The organism is Lysobacter capsici, assembly GCF_014779555.2.
GTDB classification, from domain to species: domain Bacteria; phylum Pseudomonadota; class Gammaproteobacteria; order Xanthomonadales; family Xanthomonadaceae; genus Lysobacter; species Lysobacter capsici.
In genome coordinates this window covers 5,403,394-5,428,112 of record NZ_CP094357.1, presented here as the reverse complement: position 1 = coordinate 5,428,112, position 24,719 = coordinate 5,403,394, and the positions used below count along the sequence as shown (strand labels likewise).

The window sequence follows — 24,719 nt, the reverse complement described above, 5'->3', positions numbered from 1 at the left end:
CTGATCCATACCCAGGACGACCCACGTGGCAGACGCACCCATCGATGCAGCGCGCCTGCAAACACCGACGCTGGCCGGCGAGGCGACGCGCCTGCCCGGACTGGATCTGCTGCGGGCGATCGCCGTGGTTTGGGTGATGCTGTTTCATTCCTACGTGGTCGGCGGCCTGGGCGAGGACTACGCCTGGCTGTCGCGCTACGGCTGGATGGGCGTGGACCTGTTCTTCGTGCTCAGCGGCTATCTGATCGGCTCGCAGGTGCTGGCGCCGCTCGCGCGCGGCGAGCGCCTGTCCTTCGGCGGTTTCTATCTGCGGCGCGCGTTCCGCATCCTGCCGGCGTTCCTGGCGGTATTGGCGGTCTACATCTGGGTGCCGGGATTCCGCGAGGCGCCGGGCCTGGAGCCGGCGTGGAAGTTCCTGAGCTTCACCCTCAATGTGCTGATCGACTACGGCGACAACAAGGCGTTCTCGCACGCCTGGTCGCTGTGCGTGGAAGAACATTTCTACCTGTTGTTCCCGCTGCTGGCGTGGTGGCTGACGCGCCGGCCTTCGAAGGCGGCGTTCGTCGCGATCTGCATCGGCGTGGTGCTGGCCGGGGTGGCGTTGCGCGCCGGTGTCTGGCTGCACGATGCCTCGGTCGAAGGATCGGTCGACACCGCGCGGCGCAACTGGTTCGTCGAGGACATTTATTACCCGACCTGGAACCGGCTCGACGGCTTGCTCGCGGGCGTGGTGCTTGCGACCCTCAAGACCTTCCGCCCGCATGCCTGGCAGCGCGCGCAGGCGCATGCCAACGCCGCCTTGTTGCTTGGATTGGGCGTGGTCGCGCTTGCGTTCTGGCTGTTTCGGGTTCGCACCGGCTTGCTCGGCAATGCGATCGGCTGGCCGGTGCTGTCGGCCGGCCTGGCCTTGCTGGTGTTCGCCGGCGCGAGCCGCGGCGGCTGGATCGGACGCTGGGCGATTCCCGGCGCCGGTTGGCTCGCGGCCACCTCGTACAGTCTGTACCTGGTGCACAAGGCGATGTTCCATGTGGTCGACGAGGCCTTCGGCGAGGCATTGGCCGGGCGCGGCATCGTCGCCTTCGCCGCTTACGGTCTCGCCGCCGTGGCCGCCGCCGCGCTGCTGCATTACGGCGTGGAGCGGCCGTTCCTGCGGTTGCGCGATCGGCTGCTGGCCCGCAAGCGCGTGGCGGCGCGCATCGATCAGCACGGCGATCAAGCCGCGTCGGTCGCGTCCGCCCCGGCTTGCGCGCCGCAGCGTACGTTGTAATCGTGGCCGCGGGCATGGATCGGTTGTCGCCGCGCAAGCGGACCGGCCGCGGCGCGTCGACGATCGGCCCCGACACCAATCCATTCCGCCCATCCGGAGCGACGGTATGACGACAGACACCGAGCACGACGCGCAGACTTCTACTCAGGCCAGGTCGGCCGCTTATCGCAACGACCGGGCGCACGTCTTCCACTCGTGGTCGGCGCAGGCCTCGCTGGATCCGGTCGTGGTCGCCGGCGCGAGCGGTTCCTACTTCTGGGACGAAAGCGGCAAGAGCTGGCTGGATTTCTCCAGCCAGTTGGTCAACGTCAATCTGGGGCATCAACATCCAAAATTGATCGAGGCGATCAAGACGCAAGCCGACAAGCTGTGCACGGTCGCGCCGTATCACGCCAACGAGGCCACCGCCGAAGCCGCGCGTGCGATCGCGCAGGTCGCGCCTGGCGATTTGAACAAGGTGTTCTTCACCAGCGGCGGCGCCGAGGCGATCGAGAACGCGGTGCGCATCGCCCGCCATCACACCGGCCGGCACAAGGTGCTGTCGGCCTACCGCAGTTATCACGGCGCTACCGCCGGTGCGATTTCCCTGACCGGAGATCCGCGTCGATGGGGCGCAGAGCCGGGGATGTCCGGTGCGGTCAAATTCTGGGGGCCGTATCCGTACCGGTCGGCCTTCCATGCGTCCTCGCCCGAGCAGGAATGCGAACGCGCGCTGGCGCATCTGGCCGATGTGCTGATGGTCGAAGGCCCGCACAGCGTGGCGGCGATCGTGCTCGAGACCGTCGTCGGCGGCAACGGCATCCTGGTGCCGCCCGACGGCTATCTGCAGGGCGTTCGCGCGTTGTGCGACCGCTACGGCATCGTCATGGTCGCCGACGAAGTGATGGCGGGGTTCGGCCGCTGCGGCGAATGGTTCGCGATCGACCGCTGGCGCGTGGTGCCGGACCTCATCGCCTTCGCCAAGGGCGTGAACTGCGGCTACGTGCCGCTGGGCGGCGTGATCATCAGCGAGCGCATCGCCGAGAGTTTCGCCAGCAAGGTGTTCCCGGGCGGGCTGACCTACTCCGGGCATCCGCTGGCCTGCGCGGCCGCGGTGGCCTGCATCAACGTTTACAAGGACGAAGGCATCATCGAGCGCGTTCGCCGCCTCGGCGACGAACTCATCGCGCCGGCGCTGGATGCGATCAAGCAGCGCCATCCATCGGTGGGCGAGGTGCGCGGCGTCGGCATGTTCTGGGCGATCGAACTGGTCCGCGACCGCGCCAGCCGCGAGCCACTGGTGCCGTACAACGCGGCCGGCGCCGACAACCGGCCGATGGCCGAGTTCGCCGCCGCGTGCAAGCAAGGCGGCCTGTGGCCGTTCACCCATTTCAATCGAACCCATGTCGTGCCGCCGCTGACGATCAGCGAAGACGACCTGCGCAAGGGCTTGGCCATCATTGATGAGGCGTTGACCGTGACGGATCGATACGCGGTGGCGTAGCCGATCCGTGCGCAAGCCGAGGCCTGTCTGACAGCGGAAACGAAGAGGCCCCGAGGTGCTCGGGGCCTCCGCGATGCATCGGTGCGTCCTGCGTCAAGCCGCCGCGGCGGCCTTCTCCACCAGCGAATCCAGCCCGAAGATGTCGCGCGTGCTGTTCGAGAAGATCACCGAGAACACCTCGTCGTGATTGCGGAACGCCTTGAACTCCAGCGAATTGCCGCTGGGGTCGTTGAGGAACATCGTCGCGTGTTCGCCGGGCAGGTCGCGCATGCGCACGTGCGGCGGGTCGATGAAGGCGTAGTCCTTCGACTTGATCCGATCCGCCAGCGAACTCCAGTCGCGCCAGTTGAGGTTCATGCCGAAGTGCGGGACGCGTACGGTTTCGCCATAGAACGCCGATCCGAAGGCGTTGTCGGTGTTGTCCGCGCCTTGAGGCGTTTGATGGATCACCAGGTGATGGCCGTAGAAATCCAGATCGATCAGGTTCCTGGTCGAGCGTCCCTGTTTGGCGCCCAGCACATCGCAATAGAACTGCCGCGCCTGCTGCAGGTCGTGCACGCCGATCGCGAGATGGAACTGCTTGATGTCGGTGTCCGCGTTCCGACCGCCTTCGACCGGGCCCAGAACCACGTCGCTGACGGCCGCGCGCTGGTTCGATTCCTGGCCCGAGGGCTTGGTCGCATCGTCGTGGATGTTCTGCCAGAACGCCGACCACGCGCTCATGCTGTCGCGGAAGCCCGCTTCGAGCGCCGCCACGCTGTCGCCGTCCATGCCGGCGACTTCGTCGCTGATGAGTTTGCGAAGGTTCTCGCGGTGCGCGATGTCGTGCTCGCCGATATGCAGCTCCCAGAACGTCCAGTCGATGCTCGCGGTGCGTTCGCGGATGTACGGATTCAGGATCAAATGCTCGTACAAGCGGGCCAGATAGATCTGGCATACGCACTCGCCGCCCATTCCGCGAAGGCCGATGCCGTAAGCCGTGGTGTTTTCCGGCGCGATCAGTTTCGCCCGCGCGGTTTCCAGCAAGGCGATATTGTCGGCGAGCGCCATGCCGTCGAGCGCGGAATGTTCGATGCCGAGGCTGGCCAGAAAGCGGTCGTACAACTCCGGATGGGCCTGGGTGTGGTCGCCGCCGCCGAGTTCGTCGAGCAGAATGTCGGCGAGAAAACTACGCATCCGGCCCGGTTGCAGGCGCGCGATCAGCAGGGCGATGTCGGAGATGTAATAGACGGTGAAATACCGGTACTGCACCAGCAGCGAGAACAGGCGCTGCGGGCTGGCGGTTTCGACGAAGGCGAACATGTCCCGCGCGTGCTCGACGGTCCTGCCTTGCAGATCGTCGGCGAGTTTCCAGAACTGGTCGATATCGACGTGGTTGCGGGGACAAGACGATTGTGGCGAATCGATCTTCATGTCGGTGGTCCATCCTGTGGTTTGAGTAGCGATGACATCGAGTCGAGCCGGGCGTCAGTCACCCATCGAATGCCTGTGCCGGAACCGTCCGTGACCAAGGCTTGGCGCCGGGGCGTGCGCGCGTGCTCAACCTCTCGGCGACCGTCGCGCGCTTGAATGGCGACGGCCGATACGACGATAACGGTCGCTGCGATCAATCAGGTCTGATCCCGAGCGACGAGACGCGCGTGTTGTGCATCGGCGTCGCGCGCGGCATTCGCCGAGGCGACGAATGCTCGCTTCGCTCGCGTTGCCGCCCAGGCGAAAAGTTCAACGGCCGTCGTTCTTGCGTGTGATCGGGTTCTCGATCAACGGCTAAGTCGCGATTTCATTCGCGGGTTTCGGCTGCGCCGTGCACGCCGGGAGACTCGCGCCCGGCGCCCGCATACGGCCGAGGACAGGCAAGGCGGAAGAGATATCGGCGTGAACCGGCGTGCGGCAGCGGGTCGCGATGGCGAACGCGATCGTTCAAATTGCGCGAAATTCCAACCCTGTGTTGGTGCGGGCCTTGAGTGTTGCCCGAACGCGTCGCACCCGCCGCGAATGCAGTCGATCGCGTCGCGCCGCTGCGGCTTGCGACAACTGCGCGCGGCTTCAACGCGGCGCGGTGCGCTCGAGCTTTCGTTCGTCGCCGCGTTCGACCACGCGCCAGCGGCCATCGCGCGATACGGCGACGGTGCCGTCCGCGCTCGGTTGCGCGGCGCTGCGCAGCTTGGCCGCGCGCGCGTCGTCGGGGCCGGACGCTTCGCCCGGATCGGCGGCGCTGTCGGTGATGCCGGCCGGCAACGGCGCGAGGCTGTCGCGACGCACGCGGCATTGCGGATCGAACCAGTATTGATGACGGATCGGCCCCTGCGCGTCGTCATGACCGTAGCTGGCCATGCGCATGCCGTCGCGGTCGGCGCCGAACGCGCGGCTCAGATCGGCGTTGTCGCCGCGGCAGGTGCGCCGGCCTTGCAGCCAACGCTGCGGCGCGCCGGCGGCGAGCCACAGCGCACCGTCGTCGGCGTAAGCGAGATCGGCGATGTCGGCATCGGCCTGGAAACGTTCGCTGCGGCCGCTGCTCAGATCCAGCCGGTGCCAGTCGCGGCCCTGCGCCCAGGACAGTTCATCGCGCCGTGGATGAAACGACAGCGCGCCTTGCGCAGGCAGCTGGACCGCGATGGCATCGGCCACGGGCGCCGTCGCGCGCGGCGGCGCGGCGCAGGCCGCGGTCGCGATCACAAAGCAGGCGGCGACGGCCAGGCGAAGACGACGATGGCGAAGCGATGCGGTGCTCATGGCGATGCGGTCCCGGCCGGCGCGGATGACGTCAGTATCCACGCCAACGCCGCGACCGCCAGACATCGGCGGCGATGCACGTCAACGTCCGCCGAGCCCGAGGTTGTTCCAGACCTGATCCAGTCCGCCCTGGCGATACGCCGGCAGCATGGTGCGCGCCTCGCCGGCGCCGAGCCCGGGGTGGTATTCGATATGCGGACGATCGTTGATCCCGCGCCAGTTGCCGCCCCATTCCAGTCCGCGCTGCACCGCGATCTCGCCGTAGCGATCCCAGTTGGCGTTTTCCGGCCAGCTCGGCTGACCGTTGGCGTTGTTGAAGGCCACGTCCACCGCCAGCCCGTAGTTATGCCAGGAGCTGCCGCCGGTGGCGTTGGTCACCACCCGGCCCGGCGCGGTGCGGCCTTGCGCGAACAGCGCGTTCTGCTCCTCGACGCTGCGGAAATCGCTGACCACGCGCATGTCCATGCCTTCCATGCGCGCGCGCGAAATCACGTCGGTGGCCAGGCGGGCCATTTCGCGGTTGATGTTGACGTTGTCCAGGCGCGCGTTGGGATCGGCGGCGTGCAGGTTGACCAGATCCTGCAACTCCTGGGCCGCGTTGGTCTCGCGCAACTGCACGCGGGTATTGATGTCGTCGTAGACGCTGCGCGTGGTGGTTTCGGTGTTGAGCTGCACCTGGCCGTCGTTGCGGATCGTGCCGGCGACCTGGCCGTCGGCGCCGATCAGGTTGCCGTTCTGAATGCTGTAGGTCTGCCCGTCCAGGGTCAGGGTGCCGGCATCGGGCGTCAGCGCGGTGGGCGTGGCCTGCGGGTTCAAGGTCTGTTCGGCGACGCCTTGCAGATAGGTCGCGGTGGCGAGGTTGGGCGCGGCGTTGAACGCCGTCAGCGCCTGCACCTGCTGTTCGACGCTGAGCTGGGCGTAGTGGGTGTTCGCGGTCAGCGCCGACAACGCGGCCACCGCCTGCGGGTTTTCGGCCAGCGCATCGCGCAGTTCCTGTTCCTGGGTCTCGGCCTGGGTCGGCGTGGACTGCGCGCCGAGCGAGGCTGATTGGCTGTCGTGAGTGCCCGAAGTGCCTGCGGTGCCGGAGCTGCCGTTGACGCTGTCCATGAGTCGGTCTCCTGTGCTGTGTGCCGCCGGGTATGCGGCGGTGAACGCGGTCGTGGCTCATTACAGGTGCCGCGATGGCACAGGACCAGCTAGGGCTTACCCTTGGAAACGGTTACATGCTAGTGAAAACTGCGGTCTACGTCACGATCGAGGCTGGCCTGGGCCGATCGCCGACGACCACCGATGCCGAACATTTCAAACGGCACAGGTCGATTGCAATACGTCATGCATGGATCGACAAAGAAAAGCCCACCGCATGCGGTGGGCTCGGTTCCGGCTCGCGGCGAGGAGCGCCGCGACGGTCGACTCAGTCCGGGCCGCCGCTGCCGCAGGTGATCTTGGTGAGGGTGAAATAGCCCTTCAGCACACCCCAGGAAAAATTCTCGCCGCAGTTGCCGTAAGAGCGCTCACCGACCACCTGGGTGCGCGCCGCGTCGGAGTAATAGGTCTGGATATAGCCCTCGCCCGGATTCGGATAGGGCAGGGCGGCCGCGGCGAACGACACGACCACGCCGACGGCGAACAACGCGAGCGACACCTTCTTCCTGGACAAGCTGTGCAATTGGAACATCGGAACTCTCCTTAGCGCCTTGGGATTCCGGCCCACGCCGGAACCTCGCTTCTACGCGTTGCGCGACGGGCCCGATCGGCACTGCCGCGCAAAATCGCGAGCCGGGCAGACTCGGCAAATTTTGTATCGAGGCAAGCGACCGCGCACATGGACGCGCGGCTTGCCTTGCCGATGCGGGCGCAGCCTCGTGCTGTCGTGCAGCACGGCGCATGCGAACGCCCAGGCTTAGTACCAACCAGCCCACATCCGGAATGTGAACCCGTCCGCGCAAAGAATCAGCCGGCAAAACAGCGGTTGACAGCGCTGTCATGGCAAGCCAGCGTCGATCGCGGGCCTGATGCGCAATGGCGGGAAACCTCGGTGCATGCGCCGATCGATCCACCGTCGCGGCCGGTCGCCTGACGCTCGAGCGCGTCGCTTGCGGCGCGCGCTCAAGGTCGGCGGCGCGGCGCAATCGCATCAAGGACCGAAGCAGCCGGGCCGAACAAGCCGGGCTTCATCGCCGCCAGTCGGATGTCGCCGAACACCTCGCGTCGTTGCGCGCGAGCGGTCGCGCCGTGTCCGCTCGAATCGGTATTCACACCCTTCTCCACGAGGATAAGACGTCATGAAACTGCTTATGAAAGGCATGCTCTTCTTCGTCGCCTGCATGTTCGCCGGCGGCGCCAGCGCGCAGACCTGGCAGCTGGCCTGGAGCGACGAATTCAACGGATCGATCGGACCGAGCTGGGTGTTCGAGACCGGCAACGGCAGCGGCGGCTGGGGCAACAACGAATTGCAGTACTACCGGCGCGAGAACGCCGCGATCGAGAACAACGCCCTGGTCATCACCGCGCGGCGCCAGGATTTCGGCGGGTTTCGCTACACCTCCGCGCGCATGAAGACCCAGGGCGTGCGCAACTTCAGATACGGCAAGATCGAAGCGCGGATGCGCCTGCCGTCGTTCATGGGCGCATGGCCGGCGTTCTGGGCGTTGGGTTCCAACCTGCCGCAAGTCGGCTGGCCCGACTCGGGCGAGATCGACATCATGGAGCACGTCAACAACGAGAATCGCAGCTACGGCACCATCCACTGGCGCGACCACAACGGCAACTACGCGCAGTACGGCGGCAACACCGCGGTCAGCGTCGCCGACTGGCACGTCTACTCGGTGGAGTGGGACGCCAACGCGATCCGCTGGTACATCGACGGCAACAAGTTCCACGAAGCCAACATCCAGAACAGCATCAACGGCACCGACGAATTCCATCGCGACTTCTTCTTGCTGCTGAACTTCGCCATCGGCGGCAACTGGCCGGGCTTCAACATCGACGAGAGCAAGCTGCCGGCGAAGATGCACGTGGACTACGTGCGCGTGTACCGCAGGCTCTGAGCGAAGACACGAATGCGACGGCTTGGCGCTGCCTGGGGCGGCGTCATGCTGTCGCGTCGCGGTTAGGATCGACATGAAACCAGGCCTTGATGCCGTCGGGTTTTGTCGACGGCGGTCAGACGCTGAGTGCGCGCTGCGTCCGGATTTCGATCCAGTCACCGGTCGCTCCCGCGCTGCGCCATGAGCCTTCGGCGGGCGCGACCAAGTGATAGTCTGATCGGGCCGAATGAGTCGGCGCCACCCATGGGAAGGATCGTCATGTTCAAGTCTCGCTTGCTGACCCCATTGCTGTTTGGCTCGATCACCGTCGTCGCGGCGCTGCTGCCTGTCTCCAGCGCGTTCGCGGCCTGTAGCGATTGTCCCTGGCTGTTCGTGCGCTGCATGAGCCACGCGGACACGCCGGAGCAGGAACAGGTTTGCGAAGACGCGCGCGCGCTGTGCGAAGAAACCTTCTGCACCAATCCGATCGCCACGCCGTTCACCGATCTGCTGCGGCCGATCGTGGAAAATCCGTTGCCGCGGTCGATCCAGATCGCCCAGGCGCAGACCCCGCCGACCGAACGCAGCGCGCAATAAGCGTTCTGCCTTAGTCAGTGCGGACTCTGGCGGCGGCCGTCGCATGCGGCCGCCGCCGATTCCGCGGCACGATACGTTCGCGGCATGACATGATCGGCCGAGGCCCGGGGCGAAACTTTCGGATGCGGATCGCCTTCGATATCGACGGCACTTTGACGCCACTGGGCAAAGGGCAATTCCGTTCTGCCTCGCTGGCGTTTCCGATGCGGCTGCTGTTCCGCGAACCATTGCGCGAAGGCACGGTCGCGCTCATGCGCGAACTGCAGGCCGATGGGCATGATCTTTGGATCTACACTTCCTCGCTGAGGTCGAAGCGCTACTTGTATTTATGGTTGTTATGCGCGGGAATTCGTCTCGGCGGCGTGGTGAATGGAGCCGTTCATGCGAACGCCTTGCGCGGCAGGGCGATCAGTCCGTCCAAGTACCCTCCGGCATTCGGGATCGACTTGCTGATCGATGATTCCGCGGGAGTCGAAGCGGAAGGCGCCAGACACGGCTTCCGTGTCGTCACGATCGACCCGGATGATGTGCATTGGGCTTGCAAGGTAAAGGCGGCCTGTCAGGTGCAGGCTGAAAGTTCACCGCCTCCCGAGTCGCCGCGTGTCTGAGATGAATTCCGCCGTTACATCCACTGGCGCTTGCCGATGAAGACTACGGATGCCTACGCACTGCTGCTCAGGGAACTGGAGGCCATCCGCGATCTGCCTGAGCCTGAGCTACTCGCCTTGGTGGGGCAGGCGGCGTCGGAGCGCATCGTTGAAGTCGACGGCGAGCCGATCGGGATCGAGTTGCTGGTCACCTGGCAAGACCGGACGCATGGCGCTGTCCGCGTTACCGCGCACGCTCGCGGACCCAGCACCTGGCGTCACGAGCATCTGCAAGAAGCCATTACCATCGCCGTTTCATCCAGCGCCTCCGCCGGTATCTGACCCTGCCGCCGAAGCGGCTGCGCGGCGTGGCTGCATTCGAGCGTCGATGACGCAAACACTGGACGACGCGGGACCGACCCGACTGCGCATGGCCATCCACCTCGCCGAGCCGGCCGCGTGAGCGGCGGCTTTGTCCGTATCGGCGTTCCCGATGCTATTTTGTCGCCTGCATGGACGATTGCGTTATCGGCGATGGCCGGTGTCATGACCCAGGCTTGGCGTGGGTACTCAAGGAAAGCGGAGTCAGGGAATGAAGAAGGCGTGGGTCGTGGCGTTCTGCCTGTCGTGGTCGGCGACGGCCGTCGGCAGCGAAACCAAGGTGCATGCCGGGACAGGCGCCGACGCTTCCACGGTCGGCGTCGTGTCGGACGCGGCGCAGTCCTGCAGTTTCGACGACGAACCCGACCGCGTTTCGGTCAATTCGCTTTTTTTCGACGGCGCCGACGAAATCGCACCGGACAAGGGCATTCGTCGATATGCGACGGATGCAGGCGCGACACCGCGTTTCGGTCTGGAACAAAACGGACGCCGCCTGACGCCGCCGATCTTCGACAACCTGCAACTGATCGGCGACAGCCTGATCCAGGTCGCGCGCGGGAGTTGCCAGGGCGTGATCGATATCCACGGCGCGTCGGTGTTGCCGCTGGCCTATTCGACCCTCGAGGTGGATTACGCCGGCGAACGCGACAGCGTCGTGCTCATCGGCGGCGATAAGCAGGGCATGCAGCTGATCCGGATCGCGGCCGGCGGCCGGCATGCCGTGCAGCGTTCCGGACACTATGTCCGCCTGTCCCGCTATCGGGACAGAAACGGCGCGGGGGCTTACTGGAGTACGGCACAGGCCGCGGTCGGGGCGATCGGCCTGCTCGCCCCGGACTTGAGCGAAGTGCTGCCGCCCCGGTTCGATTCGATCAAATTCATCACTACCGCGATCGGTGGTATCGAGGGGTGTCCGGACCTGCGGCGACGTCCCGGAGCCGATGCGGGGCTGTGGCTGGCGACAGCAGGACATCACGTCGAACTGCTGAGCGAGTGCGGGCAGCGCCATGAAGCCGACGCAGTCGCCAAGTTAGTCGAACTGCGCGCGCTGAACGACGGGCCGTCGCAGTTGTGGCCATGGAATACGTTGGTGGGGATCGCGTTGGAGTCGCAGCAGGACGGTCGCTGCGTCTATCTCGACGCGCGCCTGGCCGCGTTCGCGAACACGCCGCGCGGCGTAAACGGATGTCGTGGCGCGGTTACCGGGTCGGGAATGCTGGCCGTGCCGGGCGACCACGCCGACACCCAGTTGTTTCGCTTCAACGCACGTGGCGAGCCAAGCCTGGTGGGGCGTTTTGCCGGCCAGCTTTATATGCAGGCCAGCGACTTCATCGTTCTCAAGCGTGGCGCGGCTTATGCGGTGATCGACGCGGCCGGCCGAACGCCGTTCGGCGACGAGTTCGAGGAAGCGGCGCCGGGTTGCGGCGCCGTGCCGGTTTCGTTGCGGCGTGGGGGGCTGTGGTATTCGCTCGACGTCAACACCCGTGCCTTGGGCAAGGGCACGCAGGGCAAGCCGTTCTTTTTCAGTTGCTGACGGCGACGCCCTTCAGGCGAGTCGACGCTGATCCGCCAGCGCCACCGCGTCGGCGCCGGCCGGGAAATGCAATCTATCCGACGCATCGTTGGCCGCGCGCCAGACCGCTTCGGCCACATCGCTCTCGCGGGTGACCGCGCTGTTGTCGGCCAGGCCGGCGAACACGCTGTGCGCGAACGGCGCATACGCCTCGGGAATCAGACCCTGCATGCGTTGCTGGCCGTTGGAAGTGAAACGGGTCGACGGGCCGTAGCCGGGCTCGATCAGTTTGACCCGGACCTCGAAGGCCCGCAGTTCGTGTTGCAGCGAAGCGGTGAATCCCTCGATCGCGGTCTTGCTGGCGGTGTAGGCCGCCACCAGCGCAAACGCGGCCAAAGTGGCGCTGGAGGTGACATTGACGATGGTGCCGGCGCGGCGCGCCCTGAACCGCGGAATGATCGCCTGACACATCGCCATGACCGCGAACGTGTTGGTCTCGAAGACCTCGCGCACGGTCGGCATGGGCGTGGCCTCGAACGCGCCGAACAGGCCGATCCCGGCGTTGTTCACCAGCACGTCGATGGGCCCGGCGACGTCCAGCGCCTGGGTGATGCTGGCGGGGTCGGTAACGTCGAGCGCGAGGACGCGCAGGCGCTCGGAGGCGGGCAGCACGTCCTCGCGCGGCGTGCGCATCGTGGCGACGACGTTCCAGCCCTGGGTGAGGAAATGGCGGGCGGTTTCCAGGCCGTAGCCGGAGGAACAGCCGGTGATCAGTACGGTCTTGGTTGCGTTGTTCATGGGGCGGCTCCGGTGAAGTGAATGACTCGGAGCGAACGATAGGGAAGCCCGTCAGGATGGGCGATAATGGGAAGTCCGTTTTAATTTAGCGAGCGTCCAATGAGCGACCCGCTTACCGAAGTGGTCCGGCTGCTGCAGCCACGCGCGGTGTTCGCCAACCTCATCAGCGGCAAGGGCAACTGGGCCGTGCGCTACGCGCGGTACGGCCGGCCGGGTTTCTGCATCGTGCTGGAAGGCGGCGCGCTGCTGGCGGTGGACGGGCATGCGCCGATCGCCATCGCCGCCGGCGATTTCGTCCTGTTGCCGACCACGCCGGCCTTCACCATGTCGAGCTTCGTGCCCGCGCCGCCGGTGTTCATCGATCCCGATCTCGTTCCGGGCGGGCAGGGCGAGCTGAGGCATGGCGATCAGGACGGACCGCCCGACATGCGTTCGCTCGGCGGCGCGTTCGTGTTCGATGGCGCCGATTCCGGGCTGCTGGTATCGCTGCTGCCGGCGGTGGTGCATGTGCGGGGATCGCAGCGGCTCGTCCAGTTGGTGCGGATGGTCGGCGAGGAGTACGCGGAGCGGAAACCCGGAAGCGAGTTCATGCTGAGCCGGTTGGTCGAAATGCTGCTGGTCGAAGCGCTGCGTTCGGGCACGGCGGTGACCGCGCCGCCGGGGCTGCTGCGCGGCCTAGGCGACGAACGATTGGCGGTTGCCCTCAAGCAGATGCATGCGCACATCGACCGTTCCTGGACGGTGGCGCAGTTGGCGAAGGAGGCGGCGCTGTCGCGATCGGCGTTCTTCGATCGCTTCACCCGCGCGGTCGGCGTCGCGCCGATGGAATACCTGCTCGCGTGGCGCATGGAAATCGCCAAGGACTTGCTCCGGCGCGACGAGCTGAGCGTGTCGGAAATCGCCGAACGCGTCGGCTACGGTTCGGCCAGTGCTTTCAGCATCGCCTTCAGCAGGCAGGTGGGACGATCGCCGAGCCGGTACGCGCGAGCGCAGCCTGAAACCAGCGACAACCGCTAAGCGATCGCCGCCGGTTCGTAGGTTTCCGCCGCATACGCCGCCGCGCCCAGCAGGCCTGAGCAGGCATGCACGACCGCCAACGACGGGACGTCGGCCATCGCCGGCGAAAAGCGGCCCTTGGCTTCGAACGCTTCGCGAAAGCCGCGCGTGCGCAACGCATCCAGCAGTTTCGGCACCACGCCGCCGGCGAGGAACACGCCGTCCCAGGCGCCGAGGGTCAGTACGAGATCGCCGGCCATCGAGCCGAATGCCGCGCAGAACAAATCCACGGCTTGCTGGCAATGGGCATCCCCGGCCGCCGCGCGCGTGTTGATCTGCGCGGGCGACAAAGCGTCCGCGGCCACGCCCTCGACCTCGCACACCGACAAATACAGATTCACCAGGCCGGGCCCGGACACCAGCCGCTCGCACGACACCCGACCGAACCGGCGCATCAGGCATTCCAAGGTGCGAAGGTCCCGCGGCTGCGACGGCGCGAAACCGGCATGGCCGCCTTCGGTCTCCAGCGGAAAGCAGCGGCCGTTGCGGACCAGCAGACCGCCCACGCCCAAGCCGGTGCCCGGGCCGATGACGGCGTAAGTTTGCGTGGCGCGCGTGTCGAAGCCCGGCCAGCCGGCCGCACCGATCGCGACCACGTCGTCCGCGCGCAGCCGCGAGATCGCCATCGCCTGCGCGGCGAAATCGTTGATCAGCGCCACCCGCGGCGTCCCCAGCGCGGCGCCGATCTCGGGCGCGCGGATCTGCCAGGGATGGTTGGTGATTTGCGCTTCCTCGAAGCGCACGCGGCCGGCCACGGCGAACACCGCGGCCTCGGCGCGTTCGCCCAGCTCGTCGAGGAAGTGTCGCGCGGCATCGGCCGCGCCCGCGAAATCCGCCGCCGGGTACTCGCGCACGCTGTCATGCAGCAGCGGTGCGCTTCGCTTGAGTTCCGCCATGGCGAAACGCGCGTTGGTGCCGCCGATGTCGCTGACCAATACCCGCATCAGCGAGCGTCTCCCGCAACGGCGTGCAATTGCAGCGATGTGAGGTCAGGCGTGCCCGATACCGCTTCGACCACCAGCGTGTTGCGGCCGCGCGGCAGCGCCACCGGCTGCGATCGATTCAACTCGGTCGGCGCCAATGCGTCGCCGTTGACCTTCATCCGCACCCGGCCGGTCGTGCCGCGCACCGTCAACGTGTAGTGGCCGGCGGCCTCGACCTCGATCGTGTACTTGAGCCATTCGCCGTTCTGCATCGCGGCCACGCGCAGGCCGTCGCCTTCGCGAACCAGATCCACGCCGTCGTTGCGATACAACTGCGACCGGTTCCAGTCGCCGCTCGGCTTGCCGCTCTCGTTCGCCGCGGTCAGATCGAAATAGGCCACGCCGTTGCGGCCCAGGTCGAAATCGACCGCGGCCACCTCGCCGCCGCCGGGCGCGATCGCATTGCGCTTGAACGGCAGGCTGCGGTCGTCGCGCGGCGCGCGCAGCCAGGCATCGACCACGTCGGGATGGCGCGCGTTGTTGTGCAGGCGGATGTCGTGGTTGGCCAGGGTCAGCAGCGCCTCGCGCGCCTGTTCGCGGCTCGGCCGCGGGCCCTTGCCTTCCCAATACGCCAGCACCCGCTCATAGCCCGGGTTGGCGATCACCTGCAGCGGGTTGTTGTAGCGCAGCTTCTTCACCGGCCAGTTGGCCCAGCCGATGCCTTCGCCTTCCATGGTTTCGACGGTGCGGGCGAACCAGTCGTTGGAGTTCTCGCCGGTCTCGCCGAGCCACAGCGGAATGTTCCAGCGCGCGCGCAGGGCCAGCTGATCCTTGATGCTGTCGCGGCCGGTGCCGTTCCAGTATTTATGGAAGCTCAGTACGAGGTTGTCGTCCCACAAACCGGCATCGAGCACGCCGCGGTAGTTGTTGCCCCAGCAGTTGCCTTCGATGATGACGATGTGGCGCGTGTCGACCTCGCGGATCGCCGCCGTGGTGCGCACCAGCAGCTCGCGCAGCGGCGCGTTGCCGGTTTCCTCGCAGCCGTTCTTGTCCTTGGCGCTGGCGAAGCCCCAGTTGGGTTCGTTGATGATGTCGTAACCGGCGACCGCGGGTTCGTCGCGATAACGCTGGGCCAGCTTGCGCCACAGCGCGACCATCTTGTCGCGGTTGGCGGCGTCGTCCCACAGCGAGGGCGCGGACGGATCGCGATCGGAGATGTTGAGGTCGTTGCCCTGTCCGCCGGGCGCCGCGTGCAGGTCGAGAATCACGTACACGCCGTTGGCCTTGGCCCAGGCGATCAGTTCGTCGGTGCGACGAAAGCCGTCCTCCAGCCAGGTCTGCTGGCCCGGCACCGGCTCTTTCGATACCGGCAGGGTGTAGAGCGCGTAATGCATCGGCAGGCGGATGGAGTTGAATCCCCAGGCCGCGAGCGTGTCGATGTCGTCCTTGCTGACGTAGTTGTCCAGCCAGGCGTTGTAGAACGCCTGCGTGTCCTGCTCGCCGATCAGGTCCACGATGCGCTGCCGAATCGTGTGCTGCATGCCCGGGCCGCTGAGCCCCAGCATATAGCCCTCCTGCAGCATCCAGCCGCCCAGGCCCACGCCGCGCAGAATCACCGGACGGTTGCGTTCGTCGACGATCTGCTGGCCCTGCGCGCGCAGAAAACCTTCGGCCTGAACCGCTTTCGGCGCGAGCGTCATCGCCACGCACAGGCCAACCGAAGCCAGCGCGGCGGCGCAGCGAGTGTTCATGCGATCACGCGACATGGGCGGGCACCGTCGCGCGCGGCGCGCTGGGGCAGTACTGGCTGAGGTAGGCCTGATGCGAAGGCAGCGCGCGCACGATTGTGTCGACGTGGTTGCGGATATCGTCGAGGAACCGACGCAGATCGGCCTCGCTCATGGTGTCGGCGGTCGGATGATGGGTTTTGGGCGTGATGCCTTGTCCCATCATCACCTGGATCCACGAGTTCTCGGCGAACAACTCGCCGGGCACATGAAACACCGTGCCGGTCTCGCGGAACAATTCGATGCGACGGCGCAGCGTATCGGGCAAGGTCATGCTCGACACGTATTCCCAATACGGCGAATCGCGGCGCTGCGTGGCGTGGTAGTGCAGGACCACGAAGTCGCGCACGTGCTGCAACTCGTCGGCCATCTGGGTGTTGTATTCGTCCACGCCGGCCTGGCTGATGACCTGCGGGAACGAACGGATCAGGTGAGTGATGCCGCGCTGGATCAGATGGATGGTGGTCGATTCCAGCGGCTCGATGAAACTTCCGGCCAGGCCGAGCGCGATGCAGTTATGGCTCCAGCACCGCAGGCGCCGACCCGGACGGAACCGTACCGGCCAGGGGTTCTTGAGGATCTCGCCGTCGACGCTGTCCAGCAGCGCCTGCTTGGCTTCGTCGTCGCCGACGTGACGGCTGGAATAGACAATGCCGTTGCCGACGCGGTGCTGCAGCGCGATCCGCCACTGCCAGCCCCATTGCTCGGCGATCGCGCGGGTGTACGGCACCGGATCGCATACCGAGGTGGTCTGCACGGCGATGGCGCTGTCGTTGAGCAGCCAGTGCGACCAGTCCTCGAAGCCCACGCCGAGGGTTTTGTCGATCAACAGCGCGCGGAAGCCGGTGCAGTCGATGAACAGGTCGCCTTCGATCACTTCGCCGCGCTCCAGGCGCAAGGCGGTGATGTAGCCCGAATCCGCGTCGGTTAGCACTTCGACGATCTTGCCTTCGATGCGCCGGCAGCCGTTGCCCTCGCTCATCGTGCGCAGGAACCGCGCGTACAAGCTGGCGTCCAGATGGTAGGCGTAGTTCATCCGATTGTTCTTCAGATGCGCGAACTTGCCCTGCAACGCGGCCTGCAGCTCGACGCAGTAGTCGTCGTAGCTGCCGGCCAGACCGAGTTCGCGGCCCCGGCGCCAGAAATGCTGGAACCCGGCGCTCCAGTGATCCTTGCCGGTGCTGCCGAAGGAATGGATGTAGCGGTGCTGCTCGGTGGTCCAGTTCTCGAACGAGATGCCGAGCTTGATCGTGCCCTGGGTGGCGGCCATGAACTCGCGCTCGTCGATGTCGAGCAAGCGGTGGAACGTGCTCAGGGTCGGGATGGTGGCTTCGCCGACGCCGACGGTGCCGATTTCCTCCGACTCGATCAGGCTGATCTGCAAGGTTGCGCCGAAGATCTTGGAAATCGCGGCCGCGGCCATCCAGCCCGCGGTGCCGCCGCCGGCGATCACCACGCGCTTGATCGGTCTGGTTGCGCTCGCACCGCGCTCGGCATCGTTATGCATGGCGTCTCTCAACGGTTCAGGCCGTGTAGCAGGCGCGCGCGCAGTTCGCGCGCGCGAAGTTCGTCGATCGGCGCGAGCAGGCCGCGCACCGCTTCGGGAATATGCGCCGCGGTCTGATCGTCGGCATCGAAGACGTAGTGGCGGAACACCTCGCGCCAGATCTCGCGCTGCTCCGGCGGCAGATCGCGCACGCTCATGATCGCGAGCAGCAACGCGTTCATCGGCGTGTCCATCCACTTCGGCGATTGCCGCCACCAGTAGTTGACCAGCACATTGAACGGCTCCAGCGCCTGCATGTGATGCCACCACATGCTCGGAATCAGCACCGCGTCGCCGGGTCCGAGTTCGGCGCTAAGCGCGTGGCGCAAGGCCTCGGCGAATCGGGGAAAGCGTTCGCGGTCGTGCCGGTAATCCGGCGCGGTGAAATCGACCAGGCTGACTGCTTGCCCGGCCGGGGTGCGATCGAGCGGCCCGATGTACAGGTTCTGCAACTGGTCGGGCGGAAACAGCGTCACCCGGCGTCGGCCGGCGACCACGCAGGCGATGTTGTCGGGGACGTCCTGATGGGCGGGGATGCGGCTGCGATTGCCGATCCAGATGCTCGCCAGCGGCTGCACCGCGCCGAAGCCGAGGTCGTTGTGTTCGCGAAAACCCGGCAGCCAGGTATCGATTGTGGTCGAGCCGACGTAGATCGTGGACGCCGCCGGATCGTTGAGTTGTTGCAGCAAGCCGTCGAGCACGACCGGCAGCGTCGCCTTCTCCTGGGTGAAGCCGAAACCGAGCAGGTCCTTGCGATAGCTGATCCGGCCTTCGGCCTGCGGCGGCGCCACGCTGACCGTCACCGGCGTATCGCGCGCGAACCGCTTGAGGTAGGCGATCGCCTCCTGCGCCGAGGTAGTGCCGGCGCGGGCGATCGGCCAGTGCGCGGCGAGACCGCGCAAGACGTACGGCCGGGCGGGCCGCAGCAAGGCCTCGGGCAGCGCCGCCGCGTCGATGCCCTGCAGTTCCTCGATGGCTTCAGCGATCGGCGGCATGGCGGCGGTTCATTCGTTCGATCAGATCGCGCAAATGCGACATCGACGCCAGCGCCATGTACGCGGCTTGCAGATAACCGGTTTGCGACAGCTCGTGCAGCGCCGCGGCGTCGAGCTCGCTCAGGCGCTGTTCGTCGATGGTGTGGAATCCGCTCAGGCGCAGTTCGGATCGGTCGACCAAGCGGATCTCGAGCGCGAACGGCTCCAGCAGACGATGGCGCAGCAGCGCGGCGATGAAGCCCGCGTTGTCGCGCAGCCCGTCGTGCAGCGTGCGCAGCATCGAAGCCATGTGCTCCAGGAACGCGGTGGTGCCGCCGTGCTCGAGGAACAGCGGCTCGCCTTCGGCCGCATCGCCGCGGACTACGCGCGGGTGAGCCAGGTCGATATGGATCATCGGTTCGTCGTCGGCGATGCCGATCAGGAACGGCAAACGCTCGACCGCGATCGGCAGGTAATGCGCGTCCCAGCGTTGGCGCTCGTGGCGATTGCCGTCGAGGAGCGGCTCACTGAGAAACAGGTTTTCGTCCGCGCGCAGGCCGAGCAGCGCCATCGGCTGGAAACCGCCGTCGGCGGTCTTCTGGAACACCACCGGATAGTGCGCCTGCAAGTCGCGGAATTCGCGGAAGAAGGTCGGCGCCAGCATCGTGTCGTCGCCGTAGCGCGCGCCGCGGGCGGTGATCACGCGCAGGTCGTGATGGTCGATGTTATTGAGCAGGACGGCTTGGGGCATCGCGGTTTCCAGGATCGGTGCGGGCCATCGGGATCGTGTCGCCCGCCCGGTCCGGACGTCCGCGCAACAGCGGTCGCGGCGCAGGCTTCCGCGCAGGTCGCACCCGGGCAGGATGTACCCGCGGCGCAGCGAGGGGAAGGCCCGAGCCTCGTCGGCGTATCGGACGGCGAACCCCGACCGAGGACGCGGTCCGCCGCGCACTCGCCGTCGACGTCGCACGGGTCCGCCGAAGCGGTGGCCCGTGCGCGCCGACGACAAGCCGTGGCGATCGCCGCGATCAGAACTTGTAGCGCACCCCGAACATGTAGCGCGGCCCGGACTGATCGTAGGAGTACAACTGGCGCGTATTGCGCCCGTGGGTGCGCATGGTCTCGTCGGTGATGTTGATGCCCTCCAGCGACAGCACCAGATTGTCGTTGACCGCGTAGCTGACATTCATGTCCAGCTGCCCGTAAGCCTCCACGTAGATCGGATTGGCGCCCTTGCCGTCGCCGAGCGAGGTCAGGAACTTGTCGCGCCAGTTGTAGGCCGCGCGCGCCTGCCACGGGCCTTTTTCGTAGAACGCGACGAGGTTCGCCGAGTCGCTCAGGCCGGTCATCGCGAACTGGGTGCCCAGGCGCCCGTCGTTATAGGTCAGACCGGAATTGACGATGGTGTAGTTCGCCGCCAGGCCGAAGCCGGAGTCGCCGAACACGTGCTGCAGGTTGAACTCCCAGCCGTCGAGCGTATCGGCGCGGTTGTTGACCGGGTGGGTGATATTGAACGTCAGCACCGGATCGCCGGGCAAGCCGCTGATCGTGCCGGTAGGCGAGCCGTTGGCGCTGGTGCCTGTCCTGACCACGCCGGGTTGGCCGTTGAAGGTGTTGAGAATGTAATTGCGGATGCACGGTCGATCGGTAGCGGCGCAACCGGAGCTGATGGCCTGATTCCAGTACGCGCCACTCGCTGGCGTGTGCAAGTCGGGGTACGGCGTCTGCCGGCTGACCTCGTCGGCGATGAAGTTGTCGATCTTCTTGCGGAAGTAACCGATCGAAAAATAACTCGATTCGCCGTAGTACCACTCGTAGGACAAGTCGAAGTTGCGCGATTCCAGCGGCTTGAGGGCAGGATCGCCCGCGCTGCCGCCGCCGCCGTCGAAGCGCGCCTGCCCGCCGACGCCTAACGCCGGATTCAGGTTGCTCCAGTTCGGCCGGCCGATGGACTCGCCGTAGCTGGCGCGTAGTTTCATGTTCTCGGTCAGGTCCACCGAGACGTCGAGGCTGGGCAGCCAGTACTTGTAGTCGCCATCGAGATTGCGGAACTCCGAGCCGTTGTAGCGGATTATGAATTCGTTCTCGGAGACCCAATCGATGCCGGATGGCGCCGGCTGTAGCGCCGATGCCTTAACCTTGGTGCGCTCGTAGCGCACCCCGGCGGCTACGTTCACGGGCAGTTTCCAGTCGAACGTATCGCTCCATTGGAGATAGAAGCTGCTCGACTTTTCCCGAACCTGGCTGTCGCCCACCGAGCGGTTGGCGGCGCTGCCCGGCACGGCCGCGCCGCTGTAGTCGAACGATGCGCGATAGTCCTCGCGCGTGCCCTTGCCGGCGGCGACCCACGCGTTCTCGGCCAATTGACGCACCTGGTCGAAATCGAACAGGAAGAACGAATCGGTGAAGCGCGAGTCGCGGCTTCCGCCGACGCCGTTGAAGTAATCGCCCATGTGTCGCAACTGCCAGACCGAATCGGGGTAGTCGTCGACGCTGGTCGCGCCACCCCAGGTATCGAGCTGCACATTGGTGAAGGCCGAGCGGTTCTCGTAGTCGGTCGAAGCGACGCCAAAATTGAGCTTGGAATAGTTTTCGAACTCGAACTCGCCACTGGCCTGGAACTGCTCGATTTTGGCGCGCTGGCGGTCATTGCGGAACACCGAACCGGTCACCAGCATCTCCGCCGGATCGATCGCGGTCATTCCAGGCGGCAGCAGGAGGGTCAGGACCGGGAAATCGCGGCTGAAGTCAATGATGTTGCCAGCGCGGAAAAAGCCAGAGCTCGCCAGGGTGTTGCTGGAACCGTACGGGCTGTCGGGCGAGGAATCCGCCGTGGAGCGGTGATAGTCGAAGTTCAGCTTGAAGTTATCGGCCACGCGCCAATCGACATTGAGGCCGACCGACTTGTTCTCGCGCTTGACCGCGGTCTTGCTCGCGCCGTTGGCGAAGTCGGAATTGCCGTTGTAGCGCTCGTCGTAATAAATCGGCGAAGAACCCGAACCCTTGGTCCACGAACTCGTGCCCGGGGTGAAGTTCAACCACACCGACATGTCGTTGCGCAGTTGCTCGATCTTGTTCTGCGAGTAGGTGTAATCGAGCGTCGTGGTGAGGTTGTCGGTCGGTGCCCACTGGAAGGTGAGCTGGCTGTTGATGCGTTCGCGTTTGACCGAGTTGACGCTGTAGCCCAGGCTTTGCGGCATCGAGTAGACGTCGTTCGGGCCGGGGCGGTTGGTGATGTTCTCCGAGCCGGGTTGGCCCGGAAGCGGCAATGCCGAGCCCTCGCCTTCGCCGTCGTCCCGCGGGGTGTCGATGAATGGACGCCAGCCGTTGCCCGAGGCCACGAAGGCCGAGGCCGAGCCGGATTCACGCTTCTGGTAATTCGCGCTCAGCGCGATGCCGAAGCGCCCATCGGCCGAAGTGTTGCTGAAAATGCCGGACACGTCCGGCGTCACCGAATCGCCCTTGTAGGCGCCCGGCAGATCGTCGTCGGAACCGTCCCAGATGCCCTTGATGCCGGCATTGGCGTGCAGGCCGGGATTGTCCAGCGGCCGCGCGGTCTTGATGTTGATCGTCGCGCCGATGCCGCCGGTGGGCGTGGCGGCGCGGCTGGTCTTGAACACCTCGACCGCCGAAATGGATTCGGCCGCCAGGTCGCTGAATTCGAACGCGCGGCCGCCGGTCGCGGTCGGCATCTGCCGGCCGTTGAGCAGCACGAGGTTGAAGTCCGGGCCGACGCCGCGCACGGTCACGCGCGAGCCTTCGCCGTTGCTGCGGTCGATCGACACGCCGCTGATGCGCTGCAGCGCCTCGGCCAGGTTGGTGTCGGGGAACTTGCCGATGTCCTCGGCGGCGATGCCGTCGACGACGCCCTGCGCGTCGCGCTTGAGGTTCATCGACGAGGTCAGGCTTCCCTTGATGCCGGTGACGACGACCGTGTCGAGCGTCCTCGCATCGCGCTCGCCATCGGGCTTGGGCTGCTCGTCGGCAGCGGTGCCCGGCGTCGTTGTGGTCGTCTGTGCGTACACCGGCTGGCCGAGCACCAACAACAGTGCGGACGCCAACATGGTGTGCCGCGGGGCAACACGCGTTTGCTTCATCGAAACTCCTCCCCAGGATCTTGCGATGGATATGCAGGTACATCCTGCATGCCCCGAAAGTGCCGCGGGGCGATTTGACACGCGGACTGACAGCGCTGTCAATAAAACAGGACATGGGCTGCTACGGACTCGACAGAAAGCGTTTTCTCGGCCGATTTATTTGTCGCGGCGCAACATGGCGATGGCGCGAAACGATGTTGTCGCGGCATGGACGAGGCGCCCGCGCATTCATGAGGCGATGGCGCTGTGTCGGGGCGCTGCATGCGAGCGGGGATTTCAGCGCGCGCGTTGGCGGAAAGCCTGTAGGAGCCTGAGTTGCGGCGAGCGATGCCGCGCTGGCCGCGGCGCGCGGCGGCCTCGCGATCGCCTGCGCAGGCACGGCACCGGGTCACGCATCGCAACTGAGACCGCCGGCCGATATGCACGATCGCGTGCGCGCGCCAACCCGTCCGGGGCCGGGAAAGTGGCCGCGGGTATCGGTTATGCGGCCCGCCGCGTGCTATCGATTCGCGCGACAGCGGCGCTGCTTGCCGCTGCGCTTGGAGCGAGCGGAACTGTGCTCTACGGCCGGTTTTGCGCGGAGCACTCGAAGGCGGACGCAGTCGGACAGGGGCGCGCCATGGCGAACGACAAGGACGATGGCGATACGGGTGGGCCATCCGCGTATGAGCGGCCGTCGAAGCTTGCGCCGCCGCCCGACCTCGGCGGACCGCCGCGCGGGTTGCATCGCCTCGGTCCGGCGGCGTGGGTCGACTCAGGCACGCGCGCGCGACTGTTCGCCGATCCGGACTCCGGGTTTCGTCATCGGACAAGCACCGCTGGAATTTCCATCCGCCACCGGCAGTTCATCGGACAACGCGCGCGCATCGAACCGGAGCCGTCGCGATCCACCGATCCGCTGTTGTCGGAAGCGTCCGGGACGGTCATGGCGGTCACGAGCTGGCTGCGGTCGGAAGGCGTTGATGTCCGCGGCCGGCCCGACATCCGACGTTGCGACGGCGGCATGTCGCATCTGACCTACCGCCTGCGCTACGACGCTCACGACCTGGTGCTGCGCCGGCCGCTGCCGGGGCAGGGCGGGCTGCAGCGGATGCGGCGGGAGTTCGCCTTGCAGGCCGCGCTGCGGCCGCATTGTCCGGTCGCCGACATGGTTCGCCTGTGCGCGGATCAAGCCATCGTCGGAACGCCGTTCTATGTCATGCGCTACGTCCCGGGCCTCGTGCCTCGCCGGCGATCGTTTGGCGGCATCGCCCTGTCGGCCGGCGACGCGCGGCAGGTGTGCATCAATCTGCTGGAGCAGATGATCGCGCTGCATCGGATCGATCCGCGTTCGCTGGCCTCCCAGGATCTGACCCTGGCGCCGTCCAGCGTGAGCCATCTGCGCAAGCTGCTGTTCCACTGGTTGAGCCGTCACGCCCGGCTCAAGACCTGGAACGGCTCGGACCTGCGTCCGATAGGCCAGTGGCTGATCGATCACGTGCCCGAACAACGCCACGCCGCCTTGCTGCACAACGACTGGCGGCTCGACAACATCGTCTTCGATGCGGCGCGGCCGACGCGGATACGCGCGGTGCTGGACTGGGAGTTCGCCAGCGTGGGCGATCCGTTGATGGACCTGGGCATCCTGCTGTCGTACTGGATAGAACCGGGCGACAACTTCGTCATGCGGAGGTATCAGTGGCAGCCCTCGCACCTGCCCGGCATGCTCGGCCGCGAGGAACTGCTGGATCGCTACCTGAGCGCGACCGCGCGCAGTGCGAAAGACTGGGCGTTCTATCGGATCTTCGGTCTGTTCCGTTATCTGCTGACCTTGCAGGAGCTGCATCACCGGCACGCGGTGCAAGGCGGCGAGGAAAAAGAATTTTTCCGCGGCATCTGGGTGCTGACCCATTACATCCATTGGAAATGCCGCGGGTTGATGCGGCATGCCTAGCCTGATCTGGCACGA

The 24,719-nt window shown here is 66.1% G+C and carries 20 protein-coding genes; 9 read left to right on the top strand and 11 right to left on the bottom strand.

Annotated features, from left to right (window positions below; translation table 11 throughout):
• The first annotated feature begins 70 nt into the window (after positions 1-70).
• Both IEQ11_RS22430 and IEQ11_RS22425 read left to right on the top strand, forming a co-directional pair.
• The gene (locus tag IEQ11_RS22430; protein WP_425494693.1) at positions 71-1,267 is read left to right on the top strand and encodes an acyltransferase family protein; all 1,197 of its coding nucleotides are present in this window, start codon (positions 71-73) and stop codon (positions 1,265-1,267) included.
• Between the two features lie 106 nt (positions 1,268-1,373).
• Positions 1,374-2,750 carry an aspartate aminotransferase family protein gene (locus IEQ11_RS22425; RefSeq protein ID WP_191821168.1) on the top strand — a complete coding sequence of 459 codons (1,377 nt, stop codon included), beginning with the start codon at positions 1,374-1,376 and terminating at the stop codon, positions 2,748-2,750.
• Between the two features lie 93 nt (positions 2,751-2,843).
• On the opposite strand, the gene IEQ11_RS22420 is transcribed toward IEQ11_RS22425, so the two are convergent.
• The 4 genes from IEQ11_RS22420 to IEQ11_RS22405 form a co-directional block, all read right to left on the bottom strand.
• A complete protein-coding gene (locus IEQ11_RS22420; protein ID WP_191821169.1) occupies positions 2,844-4,163 on the bottom strand; it encodes an iron-containing redox enzyme family protein in 1,320 nt (439 codons plus the stop codon).
• Between the two features lie 633 nt (positions 4,164-4,796).
• Positions 4,797-5,483, bottom strand: coding sequence for a hypothetical protein (locus tag IEQ11_RS22415; protein WP_247024644.1), 687 nt, complete (start codon positions 5,481-5,483; stop codon positions 4,797-4,799).
• An 81-nt stretch (positions 5,484-5,564) separates the two neighbouring features.
• A complete protein-coding gene (locus IEQ11_RS22410; protein WP_052756436.1) occupies positions 5,565-6,590 on the bottom strand; it encodes a M15 family metallopeptidase in 1,026 nt (341 codons plus the stop codon).
• A gap of 307 nt (positions 6,591-6,897) precedes the next feature.
• Positions 6,898-7,161, bottom strand: a complete 264-nt coding sequence (locus IEQ11_RS22405; protein WP_046658134.1) for a DUF6289 family protein — start codon at positions 7,159-7,161, stop codon at positions 6,898-6,900.
• Between the two features lie 607 nt (positions 7,162-7,768).
• On the opposite strand from IEQ11_RS22405, the gene IEQ11_RS22400 reads away from it, so the two are divergent.
• The 5 genes from IEQ11_RS22400 to IEQ11_RS22380 all read left to right on the top strand — a co-directional run bounded on the left by IEQ11_RS22400 (position 7,769) and on the right by IEQ11_RS22380 (position 11,611).
• Positions 7,769-8,533 (top strand): glycoside hydrolase family 16 protein, encoded by a 765-nt coding sequence (locus IEQ11_RS22400; RefSeq protein WP_052756435.1) that lies wholly within the window; start codon positions 7,769-7,771, stop codon positions 8,531-8,533.
• Positions 8,534-8,791: 258 nt separating this feature from the next.
• A complete protein-coding gene (locus IEQ11_RS22395) occupies positions 8,792-9,109 on the top strand; it encodes a hypothetical protein (RefSeq protein ID WP_191821171.1) in 318 nt (105 codons plus the stop codon).
• Between the two features lie 122 nt (positions 9,110-9,231).
• Positions 9,232-9,717: a hypothetical protein gene (locus tag IEQ11_RS22390; RefSeq protein ID WP_191821172.1), complete on the top strand. Its 486-nt coding sequence runs from the start codon at positions 9,232-9,234 to the stop codon at positions 9,715-9,717.
• Positions 9,718-9,753: 36 nt separating this feature from the next.
• Positions 9,754-10,038 (top strand): hypothetical protein, encoded by a 285-nt coding sequence (locus tag IEQ11_RS22385; RefSeq protein WP_191821173.1) that lies wholly within the window; start codon positions 9,754-9,756, stop codon positions 10,036-10,038.
• A gap of 250 nt (positions 10,039-10,288) precedes the next feature.
• Positions 10,289-11,611 carry a hypothetical protein gene (locus IEQ11_RS22380; RefSeq protein ID WP_191821174.1) on the top strand — a complete coding sequence of 441 codons (1,323 nt, stop codon included), beginning with the start codon at positions 10,289-10,291 and terminating at the stop codon, positions 11,609-11,611.
• A 12-nt stretch (positions 11,612-11,623) separates the two neighbouring features.
• Here IEQ11_RS22380 and IEQ11_RS22375 read toward each other — a convergent pair whose 3' ends face one another.
• Positions 11,624-12,388 carry an SDR family oxidoreductase gene (locus tag IEQ11_RS22375; RefSeq protein WP_191821175.1) on the bottom strand — a complete coding sequence of 255 codons (765 nt, stop codon included), beginning with the start codon at positions 12,386-12,388 and terminating at the stop codon, positions 11,624-11,626.
• Between the two features lie 99 nt (positions 12,389-12,487).
• Here IEQ11_RS22375 and IEQ11_RS22370 point away from each other — a divergent pair, with 99 nt between their 5' ends.
• On the top strand, positions 12,488-13,405 hold the full coding sequence (locus IEQ11_RS22370; RefSeq protein ID WP_191821176.1) for an AraC family transcriptional regulator: 918 nt from the start codon (positions 12,488-12,490) through the stop codon (positions 13,403-13,405).
• On the opposite strand, the gene glk is transcribed toward IEQ11_RS22370, so the two are convergent.
• The 6 genes from glk to IEQ11_RS22340 all read right to left on the bottom strand — a co-directional run bounded on the left by glk (position 13,402) and on the right by IEQ11_RS22340 (position 22,771).
• On the bottom strand, positions 13,402-14,388 hold the full coding sequence (gene glk, locus IEQ11_RS22365) for a glucokinase (RefSeq protein WP_057922795.1): 987 nt from the start codon (positions 14,386-14,388) through the stop codon (positions 13,402-13,404). The two genes, IEQ11_RS22370 and glk, sit on opposite strands and share 4 nt — an antisense overlap.
• Entirely contained in the window at positions 14,388-16,118 is a 1,731-nt protein-coding gene (locus IEQ11_RS22360) for a cellulase family glycosylhydrolase (RefSeq protein ID WP_228464476.1), read from the bottom strand. The genes glk and IEQ11_RS22360 overlap by 1 nt, the downstream gene beginning before the upstream one ends.
• Before the next feature lie 4 nt (positions 16,119-16,122).
• Complete coding sequence (locus tag IEQ11_RS22355) at positions 16,123-17,661, bottom strand: tryptophan halogenase family protein (RefSeq protein ID WP_191821177.1); 1,539 nt, start codon at positions 17,659-17,661, stop codon at positions 16,123-16,125.
• Between the two features lie 8 nt (positions 17,662-17,669).
• Positions 17,670-18,695 (bottom strand): cupin-like domain-containing protein, encoded by a 1,026-nt coding sequence (locus tag IEQ11_RS22350; protein WP_191821178.1) that lies wholly within the window; start codon positions 18,693-18,695, stop codon positions 17,670-17,672.
• Entirely contained in the window at positions 18,679-19,425 is a 747-nt protein-coding gene (locus IEQ11_RS22345) for a SapC family protein (RefSeq protein ID WP_191821179.1), read from the bottom strand. The genes IEQ11_RS22350 and IEQ11_RS22345 overlap by 17 nt, the downstream gene beginning before the upstream one ends.
• A gap of 277 nt (positions 19,426-19,702) precedes the next feature.
• Positions 19,703-22,771 carry a TonB-dependent receptor gene (locus tag IEQ11_RS22340; RefSeq protein WP_191821180.1) on the bottom strand — a complete coding sequence of 1,023 codons (3,069 nt, stop codon included), beginning with the start codon at positions 22,769-22,771 and terminating at the stop codon, positions 19,703-19,705.
• 25 nt (positions 22,772-22,796) lie between these two features.
• Between IEQ11_RS22340 and IEQ11_RS22335 the strand changes: the two genes are divergently transcribed.
• A complete protein-coding gene (locus IEQ11_RS22335) occupies positions 22,797-24,704 on the top strand; it encodes a phosphotransferase family protein (protein WP_191821181.1) in 1,908 nt (635 codons plus the stop codon).
• Positions 24,705-24,719 lie beyond the last annotated feature (15 nt).

Coding starts and splice junctions, on each gene's coding strand:
- IEQ11_RS22415 (WP_247024644.1), bottom strand. CDS start 5,483: ATGAGCACCGCATCGCTTCGCCATCGTCGTCTTCGCCTGGCCGTCGCC.
- IEQ11_RS22405 (WP_046658134.1), bottom strand. CDS start 7,161: ATGTTCCAATTGCACAGCTTGTCCAGGAAGAAGGTGTCGCTCGCGTTG.
- IEQ11_RS22425 (WP_191821168.1), top strand. CDS start 1,374: ATGACGACAGACACCGAGCACGACGCGCAGACTTCTACTCAGGCCAGG.
- IEQ11_RS22350 (WP_191821178.1), bottom strand. CDS start 18,695: ATGCCGCCGATCGCTGAAGCCATCGAGGAACTGCAGGGCATCGACGCG.
- IEQ11_RS22345 (WP_191821179.1), bottom strand. CDS start 19,425: ATGCCCCAAGCCGTCCTGCTCAATAACATCGACCATCACGACCTGCGC.
- IEQ11_RS22375 (WP_191821175.1), bottom strand. CDS start 12,388: ATGAACAACGCAACCAAGACCGTACTGATCACCGGCTGTTCCTCCGGC.
- IEQ11_RS22370 (WP_191821176.1), top strand. CDS start 12,488: ATGAGCGACCCGCTTACCGAAGTGGTCCGGCTGCTGCAGCCACGCGCG.
- IEQ11_RS22410 (WP_052756436.1), bottom strand. CDS start 6,590: ATGGACAGCGTCAACGGCAGCTCCGGCACCGCAGGCACTTCGGGCACT.
- IEQ11_RS22385 (WP_191821173.1), top strand. CDS start 9,754: ATGAAGACTACGGATGCCTACGCACTGCTGCTCAGGGAACTGGAGGCC.
- IEQ11_RS22400 (WP_052756435.1), top strand. CDS start 7,769: ATGAAACTGCTTATGAAAGGCATGCTCTTCTTCGTCGCCTGCATGTTC.
- IEQ11_RS22360 (WP_228464476.1), bottom strand. CDS start 16,118: ATGAACACTCGCTGCGCCGCCGCGCTGGCTTCGGTTGGCCTGTGCGTG.
- IEQ11_RS22390 (WP_191821172.1), top strand. CDS start 9,232: ATGCGGATCGCCTTCGATATCGACGGCACTTTGACGCCACTGGGCAAA.
- IEQ11_RS22355 (WP_191821177.1), bottom strand. CDS start 17,661: ATGCATAACGATGCCGAGCGCGGTGCGAGCGCAACCAGACCGATCAAG.
- glk (WP_057922795.1), bottom strand. CDS start 14,388: ATGCGGGTATTGGTCAGCGACATCGGCGGCACCAACGCGCGTTTCGCC.
- IEQ11_RS22395 (WP_191821171.1), top strand. CDS start 8,792: ATGTTCAAGTCTCGCTTGCTGACCCCATTGCTGTTTGGCTCGATCACC.
- IEQ11_RS22380 (WP_191821174.1), top strand. CDS start 10,289: ATGAAGAAGGCGTGGGTCGTGGCGTTCTGCCTGTCGTGGTCGGCGACG.
- IEQ11_RS22335 (WP_191821181.1), top strand. CDS start 22,797: ATGGATATGCAGGTACATCCTGCATGCCCCGAAAGTGCCGCGGGGCGA.
- IEQ11_RS22340 (WP_191821180.1), bottom strand. CDS start 22,771: ATGAAGCAAACGCGTGTTGCCCCGCGGCACACCATGTTGGCGTCCGCA.
- IEQ11_RS22420 (WP_191821169.1), bottom strand. CDS start 4,163: ATGAAGATCGATTCGCCACAATCGTCTTGTCCCCGCAACCACGTCGAT.